Source organism: Bradyrhizobium sp. JR3.5, from assembly GCF_054057015.1.
Window position 1 is genome coordinate 3,194,962 of the sequence record NZ_JBSRYV010000001.1, and the last position, 13,410, is coordinate 3,208,371.

Annotated in this window: 10 protein-coding genes and 5 pseudogenes; 12 read left to right on the forward strand and 3 right to left on the reverse strand. The window is 58.8% G+C overall.

What is annotated here, in order from left to right; all coding sequences use genetic code 11:
- Nucleotides 1-218 precede the first annotated feature (218 nt).
- From ACVWW1_RS16115 to ACVWW1_RS16130, 4 genes and pseudogenes are all read left to right on the forward strand, one after another.
- Nucleotides 219-449 (forward strand): hypothetical protein, encoded by a 231-nt coding sequence (locus ACVWW1_RS16115; RefSeq protein ID WP_456656507.1) that lies wholly within the window; start codon nt 219-221, stop codon nt 447-449.
- Nucleotides 450-652: 203 nt separating this feature from the next.
- A pseudogene (locus ACVWW1_RS16120) lies at nt 653-1,748 on the forward strand (HlyD family secretion protein).
- 9 nt (nt 1,749-1,757) lie between these two features.
- Nucleotides 1,758-4,496 (forward strand): ribosome-associated ATPase/putative transporter RbbA, encoded by a 2,739-nt coding sequence (rbbA, locus tag ACVWW1_RS16125; protein ID WP_456656508.1) that lies wholly within the window; start codon nt 1,758-1,760, stop codon nt 4,494-4,496.
- Between the two features lie 6 nt (nt 4,497-4,502).
- Nucleotides 4,503-5,626 (forward strand): annotated as a pseudogene (locus tag ACVWW1_RS16130) (ABC transporter permease).
- A gap of 165 nt (nt 5,627-5,791) precedes the next feature.
- Here ACVWW1_RS16130 and ACVWW1_RS16135 read toward each other — a convergent pair.
- Nucleotides 5,792-5,986, reverse strand: coding sequence for a hypothetical protein (locus ACVWW1_RS16135; protein WP_456656509.1), 195 nt, complete (start codon nt 5,984-5,986; stop codon nt 5,792-5,794).
- Between the two features lie 153 nt (nt 5,987-6,139).
- On the opposite strand from ACVWW1_RS16135, the gene ACVWW1_RS16140 reads away from it, so the two are divergent.
- From ACVWW1_RS16140 to ACVWW1_RS16160, 5 genes and pseudogenes are all read left to right on the forward strand, one after another.
- On the forward strand, nt 6,140-6,919 hold the full coding sequence (locus ACVWW1_RS16140; protein ID WP_456656510.1) for an ABC transporter ATP-binding protein: 780 nt from the start codon (nt 6,140-6,142) through the stop codon (nt 6,917-6,919).
- 56 nt (nt 6,920-6,975) lie between these two features.
- A pseudogene (locus ACVWW1_RS16145) lies at nt 6,976-7,023 on the forward strand (hypothetical protein); the annotation flags it as partial.
- A 70-nt stretch (nt 7,024-7,093) separates the two neighbouring features.
- Nucleotides 7,094-7,588, forward strand: a complete 495-nt coding sequence (locus ACVWW1_RS16150; protein ID WP_456656511.1) for an ABC transporter permease — start codon at nt 7,094-7,096, stop codon at nt 7,586-7,588.
- Nucleotides 7,589-7,606: 18 nt separating this feature from the next.
- The gene (locus ACVWW1_RS16155) at nt 7,607-7,744 is read left to right on the forward strand and encodes a hypothetical protein (protein ID WP_456656512.1); all 138 of its coding nucleotides are present in this window, start codon (nt 7,607-7,609) and stop codon (nt 7,742-7,744) included.
- Nucleotides 7,745-7,786: 42 nt separating this feature from the next.
- Nucleotides 7,787-8,158 (forward strand): annotated as a pseudogene (locus ACVWW1_RS16160) (FtsX-like permease family protein); the annotation flags it as partial.
- Nucleotides 8,159-8,266: 108 nt separating this feature from the next.
- Here ACVWW1_RS16160 and ACVWW1_RS16165 read toward each other — a convergent pair.
- The gene (locus ACVWW1_RS16165) at nt 8,267-8,731 is read right to left on the reverse strand and encodes a hypothetical protein (RefSeq protein WP_456656513.1); all 465 of its coding nucleotides are present in this window, start codon (nt 8,729-8,731) and stop codon (nt 8,267-8,269) included.
- 119 nt (nt 8,732-8,850) lie between these two features.
- On the opposite strand from ACVWW1_RS16165, the pseudogene ACVWW1_RS16170 reads away from it, so the two are divergent.
- The 3 genes and pseudogenes from ACVWW1_RS16170 (at nt 8,851) to ACVWW1_RS16180 (ending at nt 12,183) form a co-directional block, all read left to right on the forward strand.
- Nucleotides 8,851-10,253, forward strand: a pseudogene (locus ACVWW1_RS16170) (GH1 family beta-glucosidase).
- A complete protein-coding gene (gene glk / locus ACVWW1_RS16175; RefSeq protein ID WP_456656514.1) occupies nt 10,250-11,248 on the forward strand; it encodes a glucokinase in 999 nt (332 codons plus the stop codon). Before ACVWW1_RS16170 ends, glk begins: the two are co-directional and overlap by 4 nt.
- Nucleotides 11,245-12,183 (forward strand): 1-phosphofructokinase family hexose kinase, encoded by a 939-nt coding sequence (locus tag ACVWW1_RS16180; protein WP_456656515.1) that lies wholly within the window; start codon nt 11,245-11,247, stop codon nt 12,181-12,183. The genes glk and ACVWW1_RS16180 overlap by 4 nt, the downstream gene beginning before the upstream one ends.
- A 26-nt stretch (nt 12,184-12,209) precedes the next feature.
- Here the strand turns inward: ACVWW1_RS16180 and ACVWW1_RS16185 are convergent, their stop codons facing one another.
- On the reverse strand, nt 12,210-13,304 hold the full coding sequence (locus tag ACVWW1_RS16185; protein ID WP_456656516.1) for an SbmA/BacA-like family transporter: 1,095 nt from the start codon (nt 13,302-13,304) through the stop codon (nt 12,210-12,212).
- Nucleotides 13,305-13,410: the final 106 nt, after the last annotated feature.

Consider the following 13,410-nt stretch of genomic DNA (forward strand, 5'->3'; position numbering starts at 1 on the left):
TAAGTTCCTTACGTAGTTCGACGGAGTTCGGTCTCGACGCCCTGCCGGCGCTGAAGAGCGCTCTTCTAGTTCGCCCTGCAATTTACAGAACCTGGCTCAACAACACCGCACGGAAACCATGGGTGCCGGCGTCTTCGTCTTGATTCCAATCAACGTGCAGCAAAGCTCCCGTGTCATGTTTTGTTAACAAACAGACGAGGTGCGACATGAGGTGCGTTGTGACTTTGAAGAACGGCGGCGCGATGGAGCGAGCCGTGGAGGCGCTGGCGAAATACAAATACGCCGCAGGGGGCGATCCGGTCGCGCCCGAGGGACATCCAAGAGAGTGGAAGCGATGGCTCCTCGAGATCAATTCGGCGGAGTTCGAGGCAATCCGCGACCACGTCAACGACGGCGACATTGTCGACATCAAGCCCGTCAACGAGACGGTGAGTTCTGATCTGCACTAGGTTCGGCCGTCGCCGAATTGGGGCGACGTAAGGACTTGCGGCGGTCGCGGCTCGTGTCATTTCAGACCTGGAGCTCTGAGCTCACCGGAAGTTGATGGTGAGGGTTCAGACAGAGGAGTCAGCTCCATGAACTATTGAGCTGCGTCAATGGCTTCGATTGCACACGTGCGATTGAGGCTAGGCTTGGGATTTTAGGCATAACTATGGACCAGCAGGACGTCGTCACCACGGGAGCACGCGCTTCCGTAGCGGCCAAGACACCGACGGTTGTCGCTCCGACGGATACGCATCTGCCGGTGCCCGTATCTCCACGAAACGTTCGGCGGACGTGGCCTACCATGCTGTCCGTCCTTATCGCGCTGCTCCTTGCGGGCGGAGGCGGCTATTATTGGTGGAAGCAGATGCATCCGCCGCTGCCTGTCGGGATAAGCTTTGGCAATGGCCGCATCGAAGCTGACGAGATCGATATCGCCACCAAATACGCAGGTCGCGTCTCGGAACTGTTGGCCGATATCGGCGATGCGGTTTCCCCCGGACAGGCGGTTGCCCGGATGGATACAAGGGACATAGAGCAGTCTCTTTCGAAGTCCGAAGCACAGGCGCGAGAGGCGCAGCATACCGTTGAAGAAGCCCAGGCCACTCTTGTCCAGCAACAGACCCAGCAGACCCTGGCCGAACACGAAATCGAGCGGACGCGGCAACTGGTGAAGAATGGCTGGGCGACCAGAGAGTTGATGGATCAAAGGCAACAGCAACTCGATGCCGCCAACGCGGGTCTTGCCGCCGCCCGGGCAAGAGTCCTGCAAGTTCAACACGCGCTCGACGCCGCCCAGCATTGACGCCGGCTTTTACAGGGTGCAGATCGCGGACAACACGCTGATCGCGCCCAAAGCGGGCCGCATCCAGTATCGCCTCACCAACATCGGCGAAGTGCTCCCTGCCGGCGGCAAAGTCCTCACGATGCTGGATCTCTCCTACGTCTACATGGACATCTACCTGCCGACGACAGAAGCCGGCAAGGTCAAGATCGGCGCCGATGCCCGCATCGTGCTCGACGCCTACCCTGACCATCCTATTCCGGCAAAAGTCTCCTTTGTCGCGAGCCAATCGCAGTTCACGCCGAAAACCGTTGAAACCCAGAGCGAGCGCGACAAGCTGATGTTTCGTGTCCGGGTGCGGATTGATCAGCAACGTCTACTTGAGCATGCGGACGCTATCAGAAGCGGGTTGCCCGGGGTCACCTATGTGCGTTGGGATTCGTCGACCAGCTGGCCGAAGCAGCTGGAATCCGCTCCATGAGCACTGCCGATGATGCGGTCGTTTCCGTCAGGGGCGTTTTCCCATTATTACCGCAGGGTGACCGCGCTCGACCACGTTTCGATCGAAATTCCTGTTGGCAGCCTGGTCGGCCTGATCGGTCCTGACGGGGTCGGGAAGTCGACACTCCTGGCCATCCTCGCAGGTGCACGCCGGATCCAGGAGGGCAAAGTCATTGTCCTTGATGAAGATATTGCGAATACCACCGCGCGCGCCTTGACGTGCCCTCGCATCGCGTACATGCCGCAGGGACTTGGCAAAAATCTCTATCCCGATCTCAGCGTACGCGAAAATATCGAATTCTTCGCGCGACTGTTCGGTCATTCGCGTGCAGAGCGCGAGTGGCGGATCGATGAGCTCTTGAAGAGCACGGCTCTTGCGCCCTTTGCCGATCGCCCGGCCAAGAAGCTGTCTGGTGGCATGCGCCAGAAGCTCGGTCTCTGCTGCTCGCTCATCCACGACCCGGATCTCCTGATCCTCGACGAGCCCACGACGGGCGTTGATCCTCTTTCGCGTCGGCAGTTCTGGGATTTGATCGATCGCTTGCGGGCGCGGAAGTCCGGAATGAGCGTCATCGTTGCAACGGCCTACATGGAGGAAGCCGAGCGTTTCGACTGGCTGATCGCCATGGATGACGGAAAGGTGCTGGCAACCGGTTCGCCATCCGAACTGAGGCGCCAAACAGGCACGAGTTCCATCGAAAATGCCTTCGTAGCCCTGCTTTCAGAGCGACCGAATGGTGCCCGATCGAAGCAGCCGATTGAGCCGCCGCACGACAATCAAAGACGGACGGTCATCGTTGCAAGAGGGTTGACCTGCCGATTCGGCGACTTCACGGCCGTCGATCAGGTAAGCTTCACGATCAAGCAGGGAGAGATTTTCGGATTTGTCGGCTCGAATGGATCGGGCAAGACAACAACTATGAAGATGCTGACCGGGCTTCTGCCGCCGACCGAAGGCGAGGCACTGATTTTCGGCAAGCAGCTAGAGGCCGGCAACTTCGAAGCCCGCCGCCGCGTCGGTTACATGTCACAGTCGTTTTCCCTCTACGGCGAGTTGACAGTCCGTCAAAATCTGGCGTTACACGCCCGCCTTTTCCATCTCCCGCCCGATTTTGCGGAGGAGCGGATCAGCGAACTCGTGGACAAGTGCGGCCTCGCCGGCTACCTCGACAACCTCGCGTCCGCTCTGCCCCTCGGGATCAGACAGCGTCTCTCGCTTGCAGTTGCCATCGTTCACAAGCCGGATCTGCTCATTCTTGACGAACCCACATCGGGGGTCGATCCCTTGGCGCGCGATCAGTTCTGGGACCTATTGACAGACCTGTCGCGCAACCAGGGCATGACCATTTTCGTGTCCACTCATTTCATGAACGAAGCCTCGCGCTGCGATCGGCTTTCGCTGATGCATGAAGGTCGCGTGCTGGCCACCGACACCCCTTCTGAACTCATTCGGGCCAAAGGCGCAATGACGTTGGATGACGCCTTCATCGGGTTTCTCGAACAGGACACTCCGGCCGCAACCTCGGGGCCGATTCTCGACCAGCCGCCACTGACAGCCGGCTTCGTTTCAGGCAAGACACGGCAGCAGAGACTTGCCGGCGCTTTGTTTAGCTTTCAGCGTCTGTTTGCCTACACCATCCGCGAAGGCCTCGAACTGGTTCGAGATCCGATACGGCTGATGTTCGCGCTGTTCGGCACCACATTGCTCATGGTGGTCTTCGGCTTGGGCATCTCCACGGATGTTAACAATTTGACCTTCGCCGTCCTAGACCGCGATCAGACACCCGAGAGCCGCGCCTATCTTGAGGAACTCAGAGGCTCGACCTACTTCGTCGAGAAATCTCGTCTTAAGGACTACGCTGATCTCGACCGACGCCTGAAGGATGGGAGCATCGACGTCAGCATCGAAATTCCGCCGAACTTCGGTATAGACCTCAAGCGAGGACGTCCAGCCTGGGTTTCAGCGTGGATCGACGGTGCCATGCCGTTCCGCGCCGAGACGATCCGCGGCTATCTGAAAGGTATGCACCAACTCTATCTTACCGATCCCGCCATAAAGACAACGCGGCCGGTTGCAGCTCTCCCGGCCGACATCGAAATCCGGTTCAAGTACAATCAGGACTTCGACAGCATCTATGCGATGGTGCCTTCGACCATTGCCATGATGCTTGCGCTGTTTCCGGCGATCCTAATGGCGCTCGCGGTCGTTCGCGAGAAGGAACTTGGCTCGATCACCAACCTCTATGTTACGCCGGTCACGCGGCTAGAATTCCTTCTCGGCAAGCAATTGCCTTACGTCGCGGTAGCGTTGATCAATTTCGTCATCATGTTTGCGATGGCCGTTTTGCTTTTCAAGGTTCCGCTGAAGGGCAGTTTCCTGGCTCTTCTGATCGGCACTATCATCTTCGTCTTCACCACCACCGGCTACGGAATGCTCATTTCCTCATTTTGTCGCACGCAAATTGCGGCGCTGTTCGGCACTGCCATCCTGACAATCGTTCCCGCTCAGCAATTCTCAGGGATGATGACTCCCGTGTCGTCGCTGTCCGGGACCGCTCAGATCATCGGCCGCGGCTTTCCCATGAGCTATTATCGGCCGGTCGTCGTCGGCACCTTTACCAAAGGCCTCGGCTTTCCAGACCTCTGGACCAGCATCCTGCTGCTTGCTGCATTCATTCCGATTCTCACGTTGGCAAGCCTCCTGCTGGTCAGAAAACAGGAGAAGTAGAACGAGATGCGCTCGCTCTCTAACATATTCTGGCTCGGAACAAAGGAGCTTCGCAGCTTCTTAAGCGACTGGGTGCTGATGGGCCTGGTAATCTACTCATTTTCCCTCTCCATCATCAGTCATGCACAGAGCAATTCACAAGAACTATACCATGCATCAATTGCCGTTGTTGACGAAGACCATTCGGATCTTTCCCGACGAATTACGCATGCATTTCTCATGCCCCTGTTCAAGCCGCCGGTCCTGATCGCCCAGTCCGACGTCGATCATCTAATGAATGACGGCCAATATACACGTTCGTCATCGACATTCCGCCGAATTTCCAGCGCGACGTGTTGGCCGGACGACAGCCTGGCCTACAGATCAATGTCGACGCAACCGCCATGGTTCAGGCTGGCTTGGGATCCGGTGATGCGCAGCAGATCGTCAGCACCGAGATCTCCCGGTTCCTGTCACAAGACGAATCGACACCATTATCATCTGTCAATCTAGCGATCAGGGTCGCCTTCAATCCCAACGTGACCACCGCGTGGTTTACCAGCGTCATGGGCATCATCGGCAGCATCAACATTCTGGCAATCATCTTGGCTGGTGCAGCTCTCGTGAGGGAGCGCGAACACGGCACGATGGACCATCTCATGGTCATGCCGGTCACCCCCTTCGAGATAGCGATGTCCAAGATCTGGGCCAACGGGCTCATCATTGCGGTCGCAGTAGGTTTCTCGCTCTCTTTCGTCGTCCGGCTGCTCCTGAAAGTTCCGATTGCGGGATCCATTCCGCTGTTCTTGCTCGGCACCGTCCTTTACTTGTTCTTCGCAACGGGTCTCGGACTATTTCTTGGAACGGTTGCGCGATCGATGCCGCAGCTCGGGCTGCTCTACATGCTGATTGCGGTTCCGATGAACGTCCTATCCGGCTCCGCAACGCCATTGGAAAGCATGCCGCCCTGGCTTGCGACCGTCATGCAAGCGTCCCCCTCCACTCATTACGTCTCGTTCGCGCAAGCGATTCTCTATCGAGGTGCAGGGCTGGACGTGGTTTGGCCGCAGTTCTTAGCCGTTGCGGGCATTGGAGCACTGTTTCTTGCCTTGTCACTCCTGCGTTTCAGAGCTGCGCTGGCTTCCGCGTAGGCGATGTGAAAAACGTCGAAGCCATCTGAGCTAGTGGCCAACCAAACGCCGGCAGTTTTTGCTCGCAGCCGGCCTAAAATGGCAAGCTATCGAGCTGATACGGCCGGTTCGCCACTTCCAATTGATCTCTGTCAACTCCCAGGCGAACAGCACGCTCTTACTAAGTTATGCACGCCGGAGCGTCGCCACTTTTCTGCTTGCCACGTTCATCCTGCTGTACTCCGAGTACAGCCAAGCCGCTTCCGGAAATACCATCTCGTCGATTCTGGCCATCCACGGGTTTGGGTCCTCAGAGATAGTCAGCCCGTCGGTGTCGAAATTGAACCGGGGTTGAACGACGACGATTTCGTGGAGGTCCACGGTGGCGATCTCAAGTCCGGCGATCAGGTGGTTGTGGCAGAACGCCCGGCGTCTGCGGCCGCCACGCCCCCACGCTTATAGTTAACCAGACGTCCGACACCCGTCATCGAAACCATTGGCATCAGCCGGACCTATCATGTCGGCGACGTGGACGTGCACGCACAGCCGGACGCAAGCTTTGTCATCGAGCGTGGTGAGGTCGTTGCCCTCATGGGATCCTCCGGCTCCGGCAAGTCGACCCTGATGTCGATGCTCGGCTGCTTGGATCAACCGTCGGGAGGCCAGTACTTCTTCGAGGGCGTCGATGTCGCCAAGCTCAGCGAGCCGGAGCTTGCGCGGATCCGTAGTCAGCGGATTGGATTCGTCTTCCAGAGCTTCAATTTGCTTGCCCGAACCTCCGCAATCGAGAACGTTGCCCTTCCGCCGTTCTATTCGGATGTTGCGCCATCCAGCGGAGTAGAGCGCGATGAACGTGCACGGAATTCGTTGCGCCTATTGAATTTGGGGGATCGAGAAAAGAACACACCAGGCCAGCTCTCGGGAGGACCGCAGCAAAGGATCGCGATCGCGCGAGCCCTGATCAACAATCCCGGACTCGTTCTATCCGACGAGCCCACGGGAAACCTTGATACCTGCACCTCCTACGAGATCATGGACACGTTGCGGACGCTCAACCGTAAGCGAGGCGTGACCATTGTCATGGTCACCCATGAGCCTGATATCGCGAAATACGCAGATCGGGTGGTGACAATGCGAGACGGTCGCATCATCTCGGATGAGAGCCGCGCTGCAAAAATACTGGTCCTGAACACCACTCCGGGCGAACCTCCTATCACGCCGTTGCGCACCGGCCCGGCCGTCTCTCTCCATACGGCGCTCGGATTTGCAAGGATGGTCTCGTCCGCCGCCATCCAGGCATTGATCCGGAAATGACGCGCTCGCTGCTGACGAAGCTTGGCGTCTTCATCGGGGTCGCCGCACTCGTTGCCATGGTCGCTGTCGGACAAGGAGCCAGCGAGGCGGTGCGGAAGCAGAGCGAAAGTCTCGGGACCAATCTGTTCGTTGTGGTCCCCGGAGCGACAGTCTTTGGAGGGGCGCGGGCCGGCTTTGGCAGCCGCGTCGACACCGACCACCGCGGACGTCAATGCCATTCGCCGCGAAGCAAAGGGCGTTGGCAGCGTGAGCTATCTGATCCGCCGGAGCGGCCAGATCCAATACATGGACCGCAATTGGACGACCAACATCCAGGGCGTCAGCGCAAATTATCCGCCGATCACCAACTGGCGCATTTTGGATGGCCGCGGTGACGATGAGCGTTCAACGGCCTTGGTTGCCGTCCTCGGTCAGTCAGCCGCCCGCCAGCTCTTCGATCCTGACCAGAGCCCCATCGGAGCCACGATCCAGGTCAAGAGCACGCCGTTGCGCGTGATAGGGTTGTTGGCGCCAAAGGGGCAGATGGCCTATGGCCAGGATCAAGACGACGTCATCATGGTGCCGTTCACAACCGCCGAACGGACAATCCTTGGCGTCGCCGCTCCTTCGCAAAGCCAAACTCCGCTGAACTGGGTCTATCCTCCGAGCCCCAATCCCTACAATTTGTAACCGCGGCTGACTGGCTTCGTGAACCAGATCTACATCCAAGCCAGCAGTCAGGGTGACCTGAGCGGTGCAGTCGAGCAGGTCAACCATATCCTGACAAGGCGTCACAACATCCGGCCTGGCCAGCCCAACGACTTCTCGGTGCGCAACCTCAGCTAGATCGCAGAAACCGCCGAAGGCAGCAGCCGAACCATGGCCGTGCTACTCGCGGCCGTTGCCTCGATCTCCCTGCTTGTCGGCGGGATCGGCATTATGAACATCCTTCTGGTGTCCGTCACCGAGAGGACTCGCGAAATCGGACTTCGCATGGCGATCGGGGCACGCCGGATCCACGTCTTGCTTCAGTTTCTCGCGGAGGCGGTCTTTCTCAGCGTCAGTGGCGGACTTGAAGAAATCCTGACCGGCGTCGCTTTCTCGCTCGCCTTGCCGCCCCTGTTTGGCTGGCCGGCGCTGATATCGTTGTCAGCCGTGCTCGGCGGCTTTGCATTTTCGGCCGCGGTCGGAATTTTCTTCGGTTACTATCCAGCCCGCAAAGCAGCCCGTCTAAATCCGATCGGGGCCCTGCGATGCGAAGAGGAGGCCGGCCGCAATCGTGCGACCCGAGAACTCCTCGGGTACGTGCGACATTCCGGAAGCCTGCAGCGCGCTTTAGGAGGCGTTGCGCGTTAATGGTCCAGACATTCACAAGCGGTCGGCCGTCGCGTAGTGATCGATGGCGGCTAAAAGCATATTGACCTGTCCGTTGCCCCACAGAGGCAGTAGGATTCTAGAGAAGCTGTACCCGGATAACTGTGTCAGGCGAAGGAACGTCGGCGCGGCGGCCTCCACCGTGGCGCTGCTCTGGGCACGCAGAAAGCTGAAGTTCACGTTCGGCGATATCTCGTCGAGGAAGCTTCCAACCACCGCAGCCCCCTGCAAGCTATCGCTCATGAATTCGAAGCGGTAGCGCTCCGGCGACTCGGACACGCTCAGCAAGAAAGGAGTTCCCGGCAGATTGGGTAGGCTCTGAACGCCGAGGTCGTCAGCAAAAGGCATTCCATTCTCGCCGCGCCTTAGGCCCTCCCAGACAGAGACGACTGGCTGAAGTCTGGCATCGAGGCGATCAGGAACCGGAAGGGGATTGTGACAGCGCATCATTTCGCTCATGTGACTGAGAACTGCAATCAACATCTAGATAGTTCTTTCAGCCCCCTCTTGATCTTCATCAATCGGACAATCGATAGGCTCTGCATTGTTTCTTGATTAACGGCATTCAAAGGGCGGCAATGGTCAAGATGCAAGGTGCGACGCAGATGTCGCTGGCGCCGAACTCCGGCTTCGTGTGGGGCGTCTCGACGTCAAGTTTTCAAATCGAGGGTGCGGCGTGCATCGATGGTCGCGGCGACAGCATTTGGGATGTCTATTGCCGCGAGCCCGGTCGCGTCAAAAATGGCGATACCGGCGAAACCGCTTGCGATCACTATCACCGCTACAAGGAAGACGTTGCGCTTATGCGCGATCTTGGCATCGATGCATACCGCTTCTCGATCTCGTGGCCGCGGGTTCTGCCCAAAGGACGCGGCGCATCCAACGAGGCCGGGCTGGCCTTCTACGATAGATTGATCGATGAGCTGCTCGCATCAGGCATCGAACCCTGGATATGCCTCTATCACTGGGATCTGCCGCAGGCCCTCCACGAGCTTGGTGGCTGGCAGAACCGGGATATCGCAGGATGGTTTGCCGATTACACGGCACTCATCGCACGACGCTACGGCGACCGCGTCAGGCGGTTTGCAACGTTCAATGAACCGTGTGTCTTCACGCTGTTCGGATATGGTTTCGGCTGGAACGCGCCGGGGATCGCCGACGCCGACGCCCTGCACAGGGCCATCCACCACGTCAATCTGAGCCATGGCGCTGCCCTTGAGGTGCTCCGGGCCGCGGTCCCCCACGCCTCGCTCGGCGCTATACACAATCGGCAGCCGTGCTTTCCGGCTGGTCCGAATGTTGACGATGCGGCTGCCGCGAGGCATTTTACCGAATACTGGAACGATGCGTTTCCCTATCCGCAGTTCTTCGCGTCCTATCCTCCTGCGCTGGCGAAGGCGATCGAACCCTTCCAAAAACCCGGCGATATGGCGCTGATCGCCGGGCCGGTCGACTGGTTCGGGCTGAATCATTACTCGCCGCATTACATCAAGGCTGACCCCAATGTCATCGGGGGGCTACTTTCGGTGCGCCGCCACCGGACGTGCCAAGAACCACAATTGGATGGCCAATCGAGCCTGAGGCCTTTCGCGATACCCTGCTCGACATTCATCGCCGCTTCGGCTTGCCGATCTACGTCACGGAGAACGGAACCGCATCCGACGACACTCCCGACAGCTCCGGCCACGTCGAAGATGTTGGGCGGATTGCCTACTTGCAAGCCTATACCGATGCCATGCAGGACGCGATCGCAGCGGGTGCGGATGTCCGTGGCTATTTTGTTTGGTCGTTGCTGGACAATTTTGAATGGACCTCTGGCTATGATCAGCGCTTTGGCCTGGTTTACGTCGACTTCCCCACGCAACGGCGCATACCCAAAGCTTCGGCCCGATGGTACGCCAGCCTCATCACGGGAAAACGAAGACCTTCAGTTCCGCAAATCAGCAAAAATTCTGCTGAAGCAATAACGGCAACGCGATGAACGACCGTCGATCGAGGAACGAGCAGGCTCTTCTCGCGGACATCGGCGGCACCAACGCACGCTTCGCGCTTGCGCAGCGAGGTGAAATCGGGCTGATCGAGCATGTCAGGGTCGCCGATTTTTCGAGCGCGACCGAGGCGATCGCTGCTTTCCTCACCCGTCGCGCAGGCGCCTCGGCTGAAGCCGCGGTGCTCGGGGTCGCGGGGCCGGTGGAGAACAATCGCTGCATTATCACCAACAGCCGATGGACGGTCGATGCGACTGACCTGCAGAACAGGTTTGGGTTCGGGACAATTCATCTCCTCAACGATTTCGAAGCTGTCGCCTGGTCGCTGCCGGCACTGCAACCGTCCGATCTCTTCGCCATTGGACGGCAGCCTCCGACAACTGGCGCAGCCATGCTTGTGGTCGGGCCGGGCACCGGCTTTGGCGCAGCTTGCCTCTTTCCACGGGCGCCGTTGGTGGCGGTCACTGAAGCCGGTCACGCGACGCTTCCTGCGACTTCCGAAAGGGAGGAGCGTGTCATCGGCCAACTGCGCCGGCGCTTCGAGCATGTATCCGTGGAGCGCGTTCTGTCCGGGTCCGGCCTTGCAAACCTGTATCAGGCGCTCGCCGCGATCGATGGCGTGGCAGTGCCGGACCGTGATCCCGCAGGGATCACTCAAGCGGCGCTGGACAAGAGTTGTGACGTCTGCTGTGCGGCACTCGATATGTTCTGTTCCCTGCTCGGCACCGTCGCCGGAGATCTCGCGCTGAACTTCTGCGCCCGAGGCGGGGTCTATATCGCGGGCGGCATCGTGCCGCGCTTTGCGGATCGCCTCATCGAATCGAAATTTCGAGCGCAATTCGAACGCAAGGGACGCTTTGAACCCTATCTTCGCGGTATTCCGATCAGCGTCATTATCCACCCCGACAGCAGCTTCATTGGGCTCAAGGCGTTCTTCGATCGGAATATAGCAAGCGCTGACACATATGCGGTTCATGCCAGGTCATGACAGATACTGTGACGATTACGCCTAATCCGGCAGTCGATCTGTCGACGTCGGTTGAGAAGATCCTCCCGGTCTACAAGCTGCGGGGCACGTCGCAACAACGCGATCCCGGAGGTGGCGGCATCAATGTGGCGCGCGTCATTCGACGCTTAGGCGGAGATGTCCGCGCGATCTACCCCGTGGGCGGCGCCACCGGAGATTTGCTGCGCAGATTGCTCAACAGGGAGGGAGTGCCAAGTCAAACTTTCCCTATCATGGAGGAAACGCGGGAAGACTTCTTCGTTACTGAAACCAGCACTGGCCGGCCGTTCCGCTTCATCCTGCCCGGACCAAGTCTCAGTGAGGGGGAGTGGCAACAATGCCTGACATTGCTCTGCAGGATCGAGCCATCTCCCCGCTTTGTGGTCGCAAGCGGAAGTCTGCCGCGAGGGGTTCCCGACGATTTCTATGCACGAGTGACACGTATTGCGAAGCGGCTCGGCGCCAAAATGGTTCTTGATACATCAGGCCCGGCACTTGCTGCCGCCCTCGCCGAAGGTGTCGATTTGATCAAGCCGAATTTGCGGGAAATGCGGGAGTTGGCCGGCCACGAGCCAAACGATGCCGGCGATTGGGAAGCCTCCGCCAAAGCTCTCGTCCATAACGGCAAAGTAGGCACCATTGCCCTGACCATGGGCCATCTCGGCGCGGTGCTGGTGACTCGCGAACGGGTGTTGCGAGCTGAGCCGCTTCCCATCACGCCGGCTGGCGCCGTCGGCGCAGGTGATAGCTTTCTCGGAGCGCTGCTCTGGCGGTTCGCTTCGAGAAGCAATCTCGAAGAGGCCTTCCGGTACGCTGTCGCCGGTGGGGCCGCAGCGCTGCTGAATCCAGGCACCAGTCTCTGCCTGCCCGACGATGTCGAGCGTCTTGCGCAGCAGGTTGTGATTAAAGTGGCGTGACGGGTTCGCCGGGGATGGAGGCCTTCTCACGAGCGGCCGACAAGACTCCATGATCGAGCTCGTCGAGCGAAAGCAGCAGACCGCCTACCCTTTCGAGGGAAAGAGACCCAATCCGCCAGACGGCTGTAGTTGTCGACCAACCAATTGAACGAGGCCTGAACGAGAGTGAAAGCTGCGGCGGCCTGTGTAAGCTCGCCGAGCGTCATTGTGCCCGTCAGGAATTTTGGTGAACACAGGACAAGCCCGACGATGGGCGCAAGCAATGTGTTTCCTTGCGACACCAGCGTTGTATGCACGAGCTGCCAACACAGGCGCCGCCATTGAGCGAGCACGTTCCGTAACGCCAGCTGGAGTTCCCACCGGACATCCGCCTCCTGCTGCTTGGGCATCACCCCCTCACCGATATCCCGCAGCAAGTGAGCTGCCGTAATCAATTCAGCCTCGGCCTGGTTCTTGATCTGAATGACCCTTGTCAGTGGCGAACCCACCAAAATCATAGCGGTCGTTACGATGCCGGCATAGACCGCGACACTTCCGACCAGGTAACCCGGTATCCAAAGCCGATAACCGAACACCGAGAAGCTGGCATCCCCCCCGACATTCCACAACACTTGAATGAAGATGACGGCGGTCAACAGAGATGAGACAAGCCCAAGCGCAAAATCGACCGGCGCATCTGTTGCGATCCTCACATCCTCGGCAATGCGATATTCTGGGATGATCTTCTGATTTCCTTGCACAAGCGACAAACCTGTATATCGGTTGTTGTCGACCCAATAGTCGATCAGATTGTTGGTCAGCCATTCGCGCCATTTGCGCTGCACGGTCATACGGCCCCAGACCGACGTGGCTGCGAGTACAACGCTCGCACCGCACAAGGGGATGAGAAGGATGGCCTGAGCCTGCAAACGCTCTGGATCCCGGCTCTCCAGCGCGTCGAAGAAATCGCGATTCCAGTAATTCAAGCGAAACTGAAAGTGGAGCTGCAGCGCGACCATGGCGACCAGCGAGGCGCAGAGCAGCCAAATCCGCCACGCCGACACGCCGCGCCAGAGACCTGACGCGCTTTCCCAAAATCGGCGCCACTCCCGGTACCGGTTGTCTTCGCGCTCTTTGGCCATGATCAAATTTGATAACTAAAGACCTATCGTCGCCAAACACTTGATCTTCCGCAAAAGCTGCGACCGCCGGTCGGGCAAAATTGCATTGAAAATGCTGCGGCGCGGG